We start from the raw sequence: 13,821 nt of genomic DNA on the forward strand, positions 1-13,821 counted from the left end.
TTAGTCTCGCAGGGTGCCATCGCTCGCCTCCCTCCGGCGCGGCCTGCTCATCGCAGCGGCCGTCGTCCTCGTCGTCGTCCTCGCGCTCTCCGTCCTCGCCTGGATGCAGGTGAGCCGGACCCAGCCGAAGACCTCCGGCACCCTGCAGATCAGCGGGCTCAGCGCGCCGGTCACCGTGGTCCGCGACGACCGCGGCGTGCCCGACATCTACGCCGACACGCTCGGCGACCTCATGCGGGCGCAGGGCTACGTCCACGCGCAGGACCGCTTCTTCGAGATGGACCTGCGCCGGCACATCACCGCCGGTCGCCTCGCCGAGATGGTCGGCGAGCCCGGCGTCGAGACCGACCGCGTGATCCGCACGATGGGCTGGCGCCGCGTCGCCGAGGCCGAGCTGCCGATGCTCGAGCCGAGCACCCGCCAGGCGCTGCAGGAGTACGCCGAGGGCGTCAACGCGTGGATCTCCGACCAGGGCGAGCCGGGGGACATGGCGCTCGAGTACACCGTGCTCGGGCAGCAGAACCCCGACTACCGCGTCGAGCAGTGGTCGGCCGTCGACTCCCTCGCCTGGCTCAAGGCGATGGCCTGGGACCTGCGCGGCAACTACGACGAGGAGCTCACCCGGGCCCGCCTGTCCGGTGTCGTCTCCGACTCGATGCTCGCCGACCTCTTCCCGCCCTACGACTCCGAGGGCCACCAGCCGATCCTCTCGCCCGACGAGTGGCCGGCGACGAGCCGCAGCGGTGGCGCGACCTCCGCCGGCGGCGCGCAGAGCGTCGCCCCCGCGGCCACCCCTTCGTCCGGTCCGTCGTCCACCCCCTCGCCGAAGGGGGAGCCCGCCGGCTCCTCGACGCCGGAGCCCGAGCTCTCCGACGACGAGACCCGTCGGGTCCTCGCGTCGACCCAGCAGGCCGTCGACACCGTGCCCCAGCTGCTCGGCCAGGGCGAGGGCATCGGCTCGAACTCCTGGGTCGTCAGCGGCGAGCGCTCCTCGACGGGCAAGCCGCTGCTCGCCAACGACCCGCACCTCGGCATCTCGATGCCGGGCATCTGGTACCAGGTCGGGCTGCACTGCCGCGAGGTCACCGCCCAGTGCCCGCTCGAGGTGAGCGGCTACTCCTTCGCCGGTCTGCCCGGTGTCGTCATCGGGCACAACGCCGACATCGCCTGGGGCTTCACCAACCTCGGGCCCGATGTCACCGACTTCTACCTCGAGCTCGTCGACGACGACTCCGGCCGCTACACCCGTGACGGCAAGCAGGTGCCGCTCACCACGCGCCGGGAGGTCATCAAGGTCGCCGGCGGCGACGACGTCGAGCTCACCGTGCGCTCGACGACGCACGGCCCGATCATGTCCGACGTCCTGCCCGGCGTCGCCGAGGCCGGCGAGCGCGGCGACGACGGGGGCGGCACGGGCGACCAGGCCGTCTCGCTCGCGTGGACCGCGCTCACCCCGAGCACGACGGCCGACGCGATCTTCGCGCTCAACACGGCGAAGGACTGGGACGAGTTCCGCGACGCAGCCCGCGACTTCTCCGTGCCGAGCCAGAACCTGATCTACGCGGACACCGAGGGCAACATCGGCTACCAGGCGCCAGGAGCGATCCCGATCCGGCGCGACCGCGGCACGGGCGTCACCCCCGGCGAGCTGCCGGCGCCCGGGTGGGACAGCCGCTACGACTGGCAGGGCTTCGTCGACTTCGAGGACCTGCCCTGGGTGCTCAACCCCGACGACGGCGTGATCGTCACGGCCAACCAGATGGTCACCGAGCGCCGCACGCCCTACCTCACCTCCGACTGGGACTACGGCTACCGGGCCCAGCGCATCCTCGACCTGCTGACGAGCGAGGAGGAGGTGACCCCCGAGAAGATGCTGCGCATCCAGGACGACAGCCGCAACGAGTTCGCCCCGACGCTCGTGCCGCACCTCATGCGCATCACGCTCGACGACCCCTTCGTCACCGAGGCCCGCGACCTGCTCGCCGAGTGGGACTACACCCAGCCGGCGGGACCGGGCGAGGACAGCGCGGCGGCCGCGTACTTCAACGCCGTGTGGTCCAACGTCGTGCGCCTCACCTTCAACGACGACCTGCCGACCGACCTGCAGGCCAGCGGCGGCTCGACCCAGATGCAGTCCGTGACGGCCCTGCTCGACAAGCCGCGCTCGGGCTGGTGGGACAACAAGCTCACCCCGGGCCTCGTCGAGGGGCGTGACGAGATCCTGCGCCAGGCGATGGTCGACGCGCGCCTGGAGCTGACGAAGCGGCTCGGCAAGGAGCCGGTCGACTGGCAGTGGGGCCAGCTGCACACCGCCGACTTCGAGCACCAGGTGCTCGGCGGCGAGGGCGTGCCCGGGCCGGTCCGCGCGCTCTTCAACCGCGGCGGGTACGAGGTCTCCGGCGGCAGCTCGATCGTCAACGCGACGTCGTGGGACGCGTCGAAGGGGTACGAGGTCACCGCCGCGCCGTCGATGCGGATGGTGGTCGACCTCGGCGACCTCGACGCGTCGCGCTGGGTCAACCAGACCGGGCAGAGCGGTCGGCCCTTCAGCGACCACTACACCGACCAGGCCGAGGCGTGGGCGCGCGGCGAGACCTACCCGTGGGGCTTCAGCGAGTCGGCCGTCCAGGACGCGAAGGACGACGAGCTCACCCTCGAGCCGAAGAAGGAGTGACCCCCTCGGCGGTGAGCACGGCGCTCACCGGTCGGTCGTGGGGCTCGGCGGGCAGGGGCTCGTCGGTGCGCTCGCCGGGGTGGAGGAGCAGGACGACCGGGGCGTGCGGCGAGAGCCGGGCGAGCGCCCGGTCGTAGCTGCCGCCGCCCTGGCCGAGCCGCGTGCCGAAGGGGTCGGCCGCCAGCCCCGGGACGAGGGCGAGGTCGGCACGCGACGGGGAGTCGAGGCCGAGCGGGGTGCGCTCGGCGTCGGTGACGTCGCACCAGTCGAGGTCGAGGTCGGGCAGCGTGAGGGGCACGAGCACCCGCCAGCCCGCGGCGACGAGCGCGCGGTTGAGCTCACCGGTGGGCGGCTCGTGAGGGAGCGACTCGTACGACAGGGCGAGGGGCACCCCTTCGCCCTCGGCACTCTGCTGGGCGCCGGCGTCCTCCGCCAGGTCGAGGACGTGGCGGGCGAGCGCCGAGGCGTCCGCGGCGAGGTCCCGGGTGGCGACGACGGCCCGGCGGCGGGCGCGCAGAGCGGCCCTCAGCTCGCGCTTCGCGGCAACCGTGGACGTGCTCTGCCCGGGACCCTCCTGCGTCACCTGCCTCATCGTAGGGTGGGCGCCATGACCCCTGAGGCGCTGGAGCTGTCGCTGGAGAAGATGCGTGACCAGGGGGTCGACCGGCGGGCGATCGCGGTCTTCGAGGCGTACTGGCACCAGCTCGCCGAGGGCGCGCAGGGCGTCATCCCCGAGGACACGATCGAGCCGATGGGCGACCTGCCCGAGCTCGCCGACCTCGACGTCAGCGACGACGAGCGACGCGAGGCGCTGCAGCGCGTGGCCGTCGTCAAGCTCAACGGCGGGCTCGGCACGAGCATGGGCATGTCCGGGCCGAAGACCGCGCTCGTGGCGCTCGAGGGGCTGACCTTCCTCGACATCATCGCCCGGCAGGTCATCGCGCTCGGCGAGCGCTACGGCGTGCGCCCGCCGCTGCTGCTCATGAACTCCTTCCGCACCCACGAGCAGTCCCTCGAGCTGCTCGAGGCCTACCCGCAGCTGCGCGAGCAGTCGCTGCCCCTCGACTTCATCCAGAGCCGCGAGCCGAAGCTGCGCGCCGACGACCTCGCCCCGGTGGAGTGGCCGGCCGACCCCTCGCTCGAGTGGTGCCCGCCCGGCCACGGCGACGTCTACGTCGCACTCGCCGCGTCGGGGATCCTCGCCCAGATGCAGGAGCAGGGGATCAAGTACGTCTTCCTCTCCAACGCCGACAACCTCGGCGCGAGCTGCGACCCCGACATCGCCGCGTGGCTGCTGCGCGAGGACGTCCCCTACGCCGCCGAGGTGACGACCCGTACGGCGAACGACCGCAAGGGCGGCCACCTCGCGATCCGCAAGGAGGACGGGCGGCTCATCCTGCGCGACACGGCGATGGTCGCCGACGGCGAGGACCACTACTTCCAGGACAACCGTCGTCACCAGTGGTTCCACACGAACAACCTCTGGGTGAGCGTCGACGCGCTCGCCGAGCGGATGGAGGCCAGCGACGGCGTCCTCGGCCTGCCGATCGTCATCAACCGCAAGACCGTCGACCCCACCGACAAGACCTCGACGAAGGTCATCCAGGTCGAGTCGGCGATGGGCACGGCGATCGAGCGCTTCGAGGGCAGCCAGGCGATCCGCGTGCCGCGCAGCCGCTTCCGCCCGGTGAAGACGACGAACGAGCTGCTCCTGCTGCGCAGCGACCTCTTCGAGCTCGACGACGACATGCTCGTGCGCGGTCTCAGCGACCAGCCCGACCCGGCGATCGACCTCGACGACCACTACAAGTACATCGCCGACTTCGACCGGCTGCTGCCGCACGGCTCGCCCTCGCTCGCCGGCTGCTCCTCCTTCGCCGTGCACGGCGAGGTGACCTTCGGGTCCGACGTCACCTGCGAGGGCGACGTCAAGGTCGTCGCCGACGGCGCGGCCGAGGTGCCCGACGGCACCCACCTGCAGGGTCGGCACGAGCTGACGTGACGCGGCTGGTCAGCCGGCTGCGCCGCCGCCCCGCCGAGCCGGTGCGCTGGCCGGTGCGGCTCGCCGCGCAGACCGCCGCGGGCGAGCGGGTGCTGCTGCGCCCCCTTCGCCCCGGCGACGAGGGCGAGTTCCTCGGCGCCCGCGCGGCCAACGCGACGTGGCTCGGCCCGTGGGACGCGACCTCGCCGCTGCCCTCGCCCCCGCGCGTCGCCTTCCGCGAGTACCTCGGCCGGCTCGAGGCGGATGCGCGACGGGGGACCGCCCTGCCCTTCGTGCTCGAGGTGGACCGTCAGATCGTCGGCCAGCTCAACGTCAGCTCGATCGTCCTGGGCTCCTTCCGCTCCTGCACGATGGGCTACTGGGTCATCCACGACGTCGCCGGGCGCGGGCTCATGCCGGCGGCGGTCGCGCTCGCCGGTGACCACGTGCTGCGTGACGTCGGCCTGCACCGCGTCGAGATCAACATCCGCCCGGAGAACTCCGCCTCGCTCGCCGTCGTGCGCAAGCTCGGGCTGCGCGACGAGGGCCTGCGCAAGCGCTACCTGCACATCGACGGCGACTGGCGCGACCACCGCAGCTTCGCTGTCACCGCCGAGGAGATCGAGCCCGCCGGCCTCCTCGGCCGTGTCGGCGCTCGGCGCGTCCCCGCCCGCTGAGGTGCTCGCTGGTTGAGGTGCGAGCGCCAGCGAGCCTCGAAACCGCCCCTTCGCTGGTGGTCTCGAGGCTCCTTCGTCGCACCTCGACCAGCAATGGCTCCATCGCTGGTCGAGGTGGTCTCGAGGCTCCTTCGTCGCACCTCGACCAGCAACGAGTTGCCTTGGTGGTTGAGGCGCGAGCGCCAGCGAGCCTCCAAACCACACACGCACCACGATTCACAGCAGGCAACATCTGCGACACACCGGATGGCCTGACCGACGAGCGCCCTTGCCCTCCATAGTGTTCGGATCGTGCAGTCGAGCAGCCTCATCTTCGTGGTCGTCGTCGCGATCTGGGCTGCGTATCTCGTGCAGTACTGGGTGCGCCGCCGTGATCACCTCGCGACCGTCCGTTCCGTCGACCGGTTCTCCGCCGCCATGCGCGTCCTCGACTCGCACCGGCTGAGCCAGACCGAGGAGCCCGCGCGCTCCTACGCGGTCTCGCCCGCCCGCGCGGCACGACCTGAGGTCGTCGTCAAGCGCACCGTCACCGTCCCGGAGGCCCCCGTGCACGAGCCCGAGCTCGAGGACGAGGGGTCGGGCCGTCTCGCGGTCGTCTCCGCCGTCGTCGACGCCCCCCGTCAGGTCCGCGGTCTGGCCTTCCTCGGCCACCTCGTCCTGCTGCCGATCGCCTTCCTCTTCTCCGCCTTCGGCTCGCTGCCGTGGCTCGTCACCGGTCTGCTGCTCGTCGGTCTGCTCGGCTCCTTCGGGTGGCTGCGCCAGGACGTCAAGGCCGCCGAGGCGCGTCGCCGCGAGGAGCACCTCGCCCGTCGCCGCTCCCGTGAGGCCGCCGCCCCCGCGCGTCGCCCCGCCCCGCGCCGCGCGCCCGTGCACGCCGAGACCACGACCGAGGTCGTCGTCGACGAGCCCGAGCGGGCCGTCGCCGAGGCCGCCGTGTCGCAGACTCTCGCGACGGACGCCCCCTTCGACGTCTCCGCGCCGGTCGAGACCGCTCCCGCCGAGCCCGCCGAGGTCGAGGCGCCCGCAGCGGTCGTCGACGACCGCGAGGGCACGTGGGAGCCGGTGCCGGTCCCGCGCCCGACCTACACGATGAAGGCCCGTGCGGGCGCCCGTCCGGTCGTCGAGGACGCCCCGGCCGAGGACACCCCGCAGGTCCTCGACGCGATCGACGACGACGTCGTCGCCCCGCAGCGCGCTGTCGGCAGCTGACCCCCCTTCGTCGCGCACGAGTGGCCGCTACGCACCTCGCGTAGCGGCCACTCGTCTGTCTCCCCCCCTTCGTCCCCACCTGCGGGGGCGAAGGGGGCGTCCCTCATGTGTCGTAGGGGCCGCGCTCACCGGGCTCGATGCGGGCCATCTCCTCGCTCTCGTCGACGTCCTCCTCGACCTCCGCCTGCTCCGCGGGCGTGAGGAGGTCTTCCGGTTCGTCGACACCCGGCGGCTCGGGGTCGAGCAGGTGGTGCCCGACGGCGTTGAGCACCGCGATGAGCGGCACGGCGACGAGCGCGCCGAAGATGCCGCCGACGACGACACCGGCGGCGATGCCGAGGATGACGGCGAGCGGGTGCACGCGGACCGCGCGGCCGAGCAGGAGCGGCTGCAGCAGGTGCGCCTCGACCTGCTGCACGACGACGACCACGCCGAGCATGATGAGCGCGACGACGGGGCCCTTCGCGACGAGCGCGAGGACGACGGCGATGAATCCGGACAGCAGCGCGCCGATGACGGGGATGAAGGCGCCGAGGAAGACGAGCAGCCCGATGCCGGAGGCGAAGGGGACGCCGAGCACCAGCGCGCCGAGGCCGATGCCGAGCGCGTCGACGGCCGCGACGAGGATCGTCGCCCGGGTGAAGGCCTGCAGCTGGCCCCATGCGATGCGGCCGCCGGAGATGGCCTTCGCGCGCACGGTGCGGGGGAAGAGGCGCACCACCCAGCCCCAGATCTGGGGGCCGTCGTAGAGGAAGAAGAAGAGGGCGAACATCGTGATCGCCGCGCCGGCCAGCAGGTGCCCGACGGTGAGGCCAGCCTGGGCGGCGCGGCCGCCGATCTCGCTCTGGCCCAGGCTCTCCCGCGCTCGGTCGAGGTATCCGGTGAGCTCGCCGTCGCTGAGGTTGAAGGTCGTGAGGACCCACGTGCGGATCTGGTCGACGCCCTGGCCGACCTGCCCGACGAGGTCCGGCAGCTGGGCGGCGAACTGGTTGACGACGAAGCTGAAGAGCCCGACGATCACCGCCAGCGTGCCGAGGACGGTGATGATCGCGGCGAGCCCACGCGGCATGAAGGAGGCGAGCCGGCGGAAGAGCGGCTCGAGCAGCGCCGCGAGGAGGATCGCGACGATGATCGGGTAGGTCACCTCGGAGAGGAAGCCGACGAGGTAGATCAGCGCGGCGATGCCGGCGGCGATGAGCAGCAGGCGCCACGTCCACTCGCTCGCGGCGCGCACGAGCGGAGGCACGTGGCTGCGGTCGGCCTCGGCGGTCGCGTCTGCGGGGACCTCGACGACGAGCGGTCGCGGGGGAGGTCCGGCCTGGCGCTCCCGGGCAGTGACGACGGCCTCGGTGATGCGGTGGCGCAGCGAGCGGGTGGCGTCGGTCTCGTCCGTCTGGGCGGGATCCGGCTCGTGGTCCGTGGGCATGGACGTCCTTGCCGAAGGGGGAGGCGCGAGCGCCCTGACCGACGGAGCCTAGCCGTTTGGACCGGGCCCGGACGCTGGGTTATCGTTGCCGCTGCACCTGGGGCTGTGGCGCAGTTGGTAGCGCGTCTCGTTCGCAATGAGAAGGTCAGGGGTTCGAATCCCCTCAGCTCCACCAGCGTGAGACCCCGGCCGGGATCGGCCGGGGTCTTCGTCGTCTCCGGGGCGCTGACTTGGCGGACGGGCAGCGCTCATGAGCGGACGTGCATCCGCTCGCCCTGGGGCCCGAAGATCGCGAGCACCTCGGCCGGCGCCGGGCCCGGGTTGCCGATCCAGTGCGGGGTGCGGGTGTCGAACTCCACCACCTCGCCCGGCTCGAGCATGAGGTCTCGCGTGCCGAGCAGCAGACGGATCCGGCCGTTGAGGACGTAGAGCCACTCGTAGCCCTCGTGGGTCTGCAGCGTCGGGGCCGGGTTGGTCTCGACGGGCATGACCATCTTGAAGGACTGCAGCCCGCCCGGCCGCCGGGTGAGCGAGATGAAGGTCCGGCCGTGCCGGACGACCGGCTTGGAGCGGATGCGCGGGTCGCCGGTCTCGGGGGCGTCGACGAGCTCGTCGAGCGCGACCCGGTGGGCGCGGGCCAGGGGGAGCAGGAGCTCGAGGGTCGGCTTGCGCTGGCCTGACTCGAGCCGCGACAGCGTGCTCACCGAGATGCCGGTCTCCTCGGCGAGATCGGTGAGGGTCGCCTCGCGCTCGAGGCGCAGCTGGCGCAGGCGGGGGCCGACCCCGCGGAGCACGTCGTCGTCGGTCATGCGTCCTAGTTTGCCAGGACGGCAAGAATGTTTGTCAAAAGTGCGAGAGTGGTCGCACCATCGTCCTATGGACGAGAACCCCACCCCCCAGACCTACGACGTCGTCGTCATCGGCGGCGGCGCCGCCGGCCTCAGCGGCGCGATGGCGCTCGGCCGCTCGAAGCGCTCGGTCCTCGTGATCGACGCCGGCGAGCCCCGCAACGCCCCCGCCGACCACGCCCACAACTACCTCGGGCGCGAGGGGGTCTCCCCCTTCGAGCTGCTCGAGATCGGCCGCGCCGAGGTCGCCCAGTACGGGGTCGAGATCCTCTCCGACCGCGTCGTCGCGGTCTCCGGCGAGGTCGACGCCTTCCTCGTGACGACGCAGGGCGGCCGTCGGGTCATGGCCCGCCGCGTCCTCGTCACCGGCGGCGTGGTCGACGAGCTGCCCGACGTGCCCGGCCTCGCGCATCGGTGGGGCGTCGACGTCCTGCACTGCCCGTACTGCCACGGCTGGGAGGTCCGCGACCGGCGGATCGCCGTGCTCGCCACCTCGCCCATGGCCGGCCACCAGGCCCTGCTCTTCCGCCAGCTGAGCGACGACGTGGTCGTCGTCGTGCACGACGGCGTCGAGATCCCCGACGAGGAGCTCGAGCGGCTCGGTGCGATCGGGGTGCGAGTCCTGCACGGCACCCCTCAGGAGGTCGTCTCCGACGGCGACCGCCTCGTCGGCCTGCGCCTCGCCGACGGCACGATCCTCGAGCGCGACGCGGTCGTCGTCGCCAGCAGGCCCCACGTGCGCACCGACTACCTGCGCCCTCTCGGCATCGAGGCGACCCCCTTCGAGATGCACGGGACCGAGCTCGGCTCGGTCATCGCCGTCGAGCCCACCGGCGCGACGAGCGTGCCCGGCGTCTTCGCCGCGGGCAACGCCACCGACATCGCGATGATCCTCGTCGCCTCCGCCGCCCACGGCGTCCGCGTCGGTGCCTGGATCAACGCCGAGCTCGCCACGGCGGACGCGACCCTGGCCGCGGCGCAGCGACGCGAGGGCTTCTTCGAGCGAGATGCGTGGGAGGAGCGCTACTCGGGCGACCGCGTGTGGAGCGGCCGGGTCAACGCCCAGCTCGCCGCGGAGGCGCCGTCGCTCACGCCGGGTCGCGCGCTCGAGATCGGCTGCGGCGAAGGGGGAGACGCGATCTGGCTCGCCGGGCAGGGATGGCAGGTGACGGCCGTCGACTTCGCCGACGCCGCGCTGGGCCGCACCTCTGAGCACGCCGCCCAGGTCGGGGTCGGCGACCGGGTCGAGACCCGTCGTGTCGACGTGCGGACCTTCGAGCCGGGCGGCGAGACGTGGGACCTCGTCACCTCGCACTTCTTCCACCTGCCCGACGGCGGCATGCCCGATGTCGTCCGTCGGCTGGCGTCGGCCGTCGCCCCCGGCGGCACCCTGCTCGTCGTCGGCCACCACCCCGGCGACCTCAGCACGGGTCTGCGCCACGGGCACGCGACGTTCATGTTCACCGCCGAGGAGCTCGCGCCCGCGCTGCCCGAGGGCTTCGAGGTCGAGGTGTGCGCGGCGCGACCGCGGACCCAGGCGCACCCCGAGACCGGCGAGGAGATCGACGTGACCGACGCGGTGCTGCGCGCCCGCCGGGTGGGCTGACCCGCTCAGACCCAGAAGGTGTCGTGCCGGTCCATGAAGTCGGCGCGCTCCTGATCGCTCATCGGCTCGCCCCGCGCGAGGGTCTCGAAGTAGTCCTCGCGCGGGCCGCCAGGGGCGAACATGAGGAGCATCGAGGCCGGCCCCGCGCCACGGAAGCCGTGGATGCCCCCTTCGGGCACGTAGAGGAAGTCTCCCGGCCGGGCGGTCACCCATGCCCGCCCGTCGTAGAGGCGCACCTCGCCCGAGAGCACGTAGAACTGCTCGGAGATCGAGCGGTGGAAGTGCGGGTCGGGCCCGGACTCGGTCTCGCCGAATGTCCACCGGTAGAGCCCGAAGCGGTGCGCCGTCTGGTCGCCGGTGGCGAGGTACTCGCACGTCCCGCCGTTGCTGTAGCTGATCTCCGGCGGGGTGCTCGAGCGCCGCAGCCACGCGCTCGCCTCGCCCTCGGGTGCCTCGTGGGTCGGCGGCGGGTAGGGGCGGGGGAGCGACATCGGCGGGCCCTCTCTGTCCTTCGTGAAGGGGTGGTCGGCGGCGGTCAGCCCGGGCGGCGGATCCCGTAGTGGCGCAGCTTGCGGTAGATCGTGGCCCGGCTCATCCCGAGCTCGGCGGCCGCCTCGGCGACGCTGCGGCCGGGGTCGGCGAGAGCGCGGACGATCTCGTCGCGCTCGACCGTCTCGAGGCGGGAGAGCCGGGGGCCGGACGCGGAGAAGGCGGGCGGCAGGTGCCGGACGTCGATGGTCTCGGCGCGGGTCGCCGCGTCGTGGACGACCCGGACGAGCTCGTCGGCGTTGCCCGGCCAGTCGTGCGCGAGCAGCGCGCGCTCGGCGGCGGGGGTGAGGTCGATCTCGCGCATCCGGGTCTGGTGGGCGGCCCACCGGGCCAGGGCGAGGACGTCGTCGGGGCGCTCGCGAAGGGGGAGGACCGGCACGACGGTGCCGACGAGGGCGGCGAGCGGCGCGGGCACCGAGTCGAGGTCGCGGGCGGTGACCGCCCAGGTGAGGGTCCCCGACGCGCCCGCGCGCGAGGCGACCGCCGAGGACGCCCGGGCGTACAGCTCCTGGGCAGCCCAGGCGGGCAGGAGGTCGACGTTCTCGACGACGACCGCGGTGTCCGGCTTGGCGAGCTCGGGGGTCCACAACGACAACCAGGCCTCGACGTCGTCGGGGGCGGGGACGTCGGCGCTGAGGATGCGGATGCGCGGGTGCGCAGCCCGCAGGGCCTGGCCGAGGAGCGTCGCCCGACCGGAGCCGGGCTCGCCGACGGCCGCGACGACGTGCCCGTCGTGCAGGGCGCGGGTCGTCGCGGCCTGCGCCTCCGTCCACGACGTCGACATCGCGCGCAGGGTGCCGGAGGCCGGCTCGAGACGCGCTCGCTGCACCCGGAAGACCCCGCCGCGGGCCGGTGGGCGTGGTGCGTGACCGCCGGAGCGCGCGAGCATGAGGGCGCTCGTCGAGGTCGCCGCCGACTCCGCGAGGGCGAGGAGCAGTCCTGCAGAGGAGCGGGACCACGTCGTGAGGTTGACGCAGCCCTCGAGGTCGCCGGTGACGGGGTTGAGCACGGGTACCGCGGCGCAGGTGTAGATCGCCAGGCCGGCGCTGTAGTGCTCCTCGGCGCGCACGAGGGAGGGGGTGCGGTCGGCCAGGGCCATGCCCAGCCCGTTGGTCCCCGCGTCGCGCTCGGAGAAGGCGAAGCCGGGTGCCAGGTGCACGCGGTCGAGCGCCCGCAGGAGCGAGGTGTCGCCGGAGACCCGGTCGAGGACGAGCCCGTCGGCGTCGGTGAGCATGAGGCTGAGCGGCTCGTCGACGAGGGTCTTGTGCAGGCCGGCGAGGACCGCCTGGCCGCACTCGTAGAAGAGGGAGTCGGTCGAGATCGAGCCCGTCCAGGCCGGGTCGACGCCGTCGAGCGGCACGCCGTACTCCTCGCTGCGTCGCCAGGAGGCGAGCAGGCGGTGCGAGGGCGCGACGGGATCCCCCTTCGCGTGCGTCATCGCCCGCTGCGGCACGACGTGGTCCTCGGCGGTCATCGTCGACCTCCTTCGCTGAGGTGACGGTAGCCCGCGGCCCTGGGACGCGCGAGGGGCCGAAGGGGGTGGTCTCGAGGCTCCTTCGTCGCACCTCGACCAGCAAGGGGCGTCGTCGCACCTCGACCAGCGGACGGGGTGCTCGTCGCACCTCTACCAGCGGACGGGGTGCTCGTCGCACCTCTACCAGCGAGGAGGGGGTGTCTCAAAGTGAGACGGGCACCCCCTTCTGCCCCCTTCGGCTGCTGCCTAGCGTCGGAGGCGTCCCGAGACGACGACGTCGGGGTCACCGTCCGCGACGACGAGGTCGCGGGAAGGAGAGGTCCATGTACACCAAGGACGGCGAGAGCTACTTCATCGTCGACGCCCACATCGCCCTGTGGGACGCGCGGCCGGAGAACCTGCGCAACGAGCACGGCAAGCAGTTCATCGACTGCTTCTACGACTACCACCGCAACCTCTCGCCCGAGAGCGAGACGTGGAGCTACGAGGACTACCTCTACCAGGGCGGTGACCGCCTCATGAAGGATCTCTTCGAGGACGGCTACGTCGACCACGCGATCTTCCAGCCGGCCGCGCTCACCGAGTTCTACCACCGCGGCTTCGGGCAGACCGAGGAGGCTTTCGGGCTGGCCCAGGCGCACCCCGACAAGCTGACGTACAACCACAACTTCGACCCGCGCTACGGCGAGCAGGGGCTCGACCAGCTGCGGGCCGACCACGAGCGGATGGGCTTCACGGGGGTCAAGCTCTACACCGCCGAGTGGCACGGCGAGTCGCGCGGGTGGAAGCTCGACGACCCGTGGGCGTACAAGTACTTCGAGGAGTGCCGTGCCCTCGGCATCACGAACATCCACGTCCACAAGGGCCCGACGATCCGCCCGCTCGACCGGGACGCCTTCGACGTCGCCGACGTCGATCACGCGGCGACCGACTTCACCGATCTCAACTTCGTCGTCGAGCACGTCGGGCTGCCGCGCCTCGAGGACTTCTGCTGGATCGCGACCCAGGAGCCGAACGTCTACGGCGGGCTCGCCGTCGCCATGCCCTTCATGCACACCCGGCCGCGCTACTTCGCGCAGATCATCGGCGAGCTCCTCTACTGGATCGGCGAGGACCGCATCTTCTTCTCCAGCGACTACGCGCTGTGGACGCCGCGGTGGCTCGTCGAGGCCTTCGTCGACTTCCAGATCCCCGAGGACATGACGGAGTACGCGCCGATCACCCTCGAGCAGAAGAAGAAGATCCTCGGTCTCAACGCCGCGAAGATGTACGGCATCGACGTGCCCGCCGAGCTGCAGCTGCCGGACGCGGGTGCGACGCAGACCGGTCCGCGCGACCCGTCGGCCGCCGACCTCGCGAGCGTGTGACGTGAGCGTC

11 protein-coding genes and 1 tRNA gene are annotated in these 13,821 nt (G+C 72.5%); 7 read left to right on the top strand and 5 right to left on the bottom strand.

Annotation, left to right across the window (positions count from 1 at the left end):
• Window positions 1-13 precede the first annotated feature (13 nt).
• The gene (locus LIV55_RS09330; RefSeq protein WP_308012901.1) at window positions 14-2,674 is read left to right on the top strand and encodes a penicillin acylase family protein; all 2,661 of its coding nucleotides are present in this window, start codon (window positions 14-16) and stop codon (window positions 2,672-2,674) included.
• Here LIV55_RS09330 and LIV55_RS09335 read toward each other — a convergent pair.
• Window positions 2,649-3,257 carry a 5-formyltetrahydrofolate cyclo-ligase gene (locus tag LIV55_RS09335; RefSeq protein WP_229300000.1) on the bottom strand — a complete coding sequence of 203 codons (609 nt, stop codon included), beginning with the start codon at window positions 3,255-3,257 and terminating at the stop codon, window positions 2,649-2,651. The genes LIV55_RS09330 and LIV55_RS09335 overlap by 26 nt on opposite strands.
• A 24-nt stretch (window positions 3,258-3,281) precedes the next feature.
• Here LIV55_RS09335 and LIV55_RS09340 point away from each other — a divergent pair, with 24 nt between their 5' ends.
• The 3 genes from LIV55_RS09340 (at window position 3,282) to LIV55_RS09350 (ending at window position 6,541) form a co-directional block, all read left to right on the top strand.
• Window positions 3,282-4,676 carry a UTP--glucose-1-phosphate uridylyltransferase gene (locus tag LIV55_RS09340; RefSeq protein WP_229300001.1) on the top strand — a complete coding sequence of 465 codons (1,395 nt, stop codon included), beginning with the start codon at window positions 3,282-3,284 and terminating at the stop codon, window positions 4,674-4,676.
• Entirely contained in the window at window positions 4,673-5,332 is a 660-nt protein-coding gene (locus tag LIV55_RS09345) for a GNAT family N-acetyltransferase (protein ID WP_229300002.1), read from the top strand. Before LIV55_RS09340 ends, LIV55_RS09345 begins: the two co-directional genes overlap by 4 nt.
• A gap of 291 nt (window positions 5,333-5,623) precedes the next feature.
• On the top strand, window positions 5,624-6,541 hold the full coding sequence (locus LIV55_RS09350; RefSeq protein WP_191563913.1) for a SepX/GlpR family protein: 918 nt from the start codon (window positions 5,624-5,626) through the stop codon (window positions 6,539-6,541).
• Between the two features lie 103 nt (window positions 6,542-6,644).
• Here LIV55_RS09350 and LIV55_RS09355 read toward each other — a convergent pair whose 3' ends face one another.
• The gene (locus LIV55_RS09355; RefSeq protein WP_191563912.1) at window positions 6,645-7,967 is read right to left on the bottom strand and encodes an AI-2E family transporter; all 1,323 of its coding nucleotides are present in this window, start codon (window positions 7,965-7,967) and stop codon (window positions 6,645-6,647) included.
• A 99-nt stretch (window positions 7,968-8,066) separates the two neighbouring features.
• Here LIV55_RS09355 and LIV55_RS09360 point away from each other — a divergent pair.
• Window positions 8,067-8,142: transfer RNA gene (locus LIV55_RS09360), tRNA-Ala, on the top strand.
• A gap of 73 nt (window positions 8,143-8,215) precedes the next feature.
• On the opposite strand, the gene LIV55_RS09365 is transcribed toward LIV55_RS09360, so the two are convergent.
• Window positions 8,216-8,776, bottom strand: a complete 561-nt coding sequence (locus LIV55_RS09365) for a helix-turn-helix domain-containing protein (protein ID WP_123092332.1) — start codon at window positions 8,774-8,776, stop codon at window positions 8,216-8,218.
• A 67-nt stretch (window positions 8,777-8,843) separates the two neighbouring features.
• On the opposite strand from LIV55_RS09365, the gene LIV55_RS09370 reads away from it, so the two are divergent.
• Window positions 8,844-10,421, top strand: a complete 1,578-nt coding sequence (locus LIV55_RS09370) for a bifunctional NAD(P)/FAD-dependent oxidoreductase/class I SAM-dependent methyltransferase (protein WP_191563911.1) — start codon at window positions 8,844-8,846, stop codon at window positions 10,419-10,421.
• Window positions 10,422-10,426: 5 nt separating this feature from the next.
• On the opposite strand, the gene LIV55_RS09375 is transcribed toward LIV55_RS09370, so the two are convergent.
• On the bottom strand, window positions 10,427-10,912 hold the full coding sequence (locus tag LIV55_RS09375) for a cupin domain-containing protein (RefSeq protein WP_229300003.1): 486 nt from the start codon (window positions 10,910-10,912) through the stop codon (window positions 10,427-10,429).
• A 44-nt stretch (window positions 10,913-10,956) separates the two neighbouring features.
• Window positions 10,957-12,444 carry an AAA-type ATPase lid domain-containing protein gene (locus LIV55_RS09380; RefSeq protein ID WP_229300004.1) on the bottom strand — a complete coding sequence of 496 codons (1,488 nt, stop codon included), beginning with the start codon at window positions 12,442-12,444 and terminating at the stop codon, window positions 10,957-10,959.
• Window positions 12,445-12,767: 323 nt separating this feature from the next.
• Between LIV55_RS09380 and LIV55_RS09385 the strand changes: the two genes are divergently transcribed.
• The gene (locus LIV55_RS09385; RefSeq protein ID WP_229300005.1) at window positions 12,768-13,811 is read left to right on the top strand and encodes an amidohydrolase family protein; all 1,044 of its coding nucleotides are present in this window, start codon (window positions 12,768-12,770) and stop codon (window positions 13,809-13,811) included.
• Window positions 13,812-13,821: the final 10 nt, after the last annotated feature.

Origin of the sequence: Janibacter melonis (assembly GCF_020567375.1) — a bacterium.
GTDB classification, from domain to species: Bacteria; Actinomycetota; Actinomycetes; order Actinomycetales; family Dermatophilaceae; genus Marihabitans; species Marihabitans melonis.

Bases quoted from the DNA above. Each gene is read 5' to 3' on its own strand.
- LIV55_RS09340 (WP_229300001.1), top strand. From the start codon at position 3,282: ATGACCCCTGAGGCGCTGGAGCTGTCGCTGGAGAAGATGCGTGACCAG.
- LIV55_RS09355 (WP_191563912.1), bottom strand. From the start codon at position 7,967: ATGCCCACGGACCACGAGCCGGATCCCGCCCAGACGGACGAGACCGAC.
- LIV55_RS09365 (WP_123092332.1), bottom strand. From the start codon at position 8,776: ATGACCGACGACGACGTGCTCCGCGGGGTCGGCCCCCGCCTGCGCCAG.
- LIV55_RS09370 (WP_191563911.1), top strand. From the start codon at position 8,844: ATGGACGAGAACCCCACCCCCCAGACCTACGACGTCGTCGTCATCGGC.
- LIV55_RS09375 (WP_229300003.1), bottom strand. From the start codon at position 10,912: ATGTCGCTCCCCCGCCCCTACCCGCCGCCGACCCACGAGGCACCCGAG.
- LIV55_RS09380 (WP_229300004.1), bottom strand. From the start codon at position 12,444: ATGACCGCCGAGGACCACGTCGTGCCGCAGCGGGCGATGACGCACGCG.
- LIV55_RS09385 (WP_229300005.1), top strand. From the start codon at position 12,768: ATGTACACCAAGGACGGCGAGAGCTACTTCATCGTCGACGCCCACATC.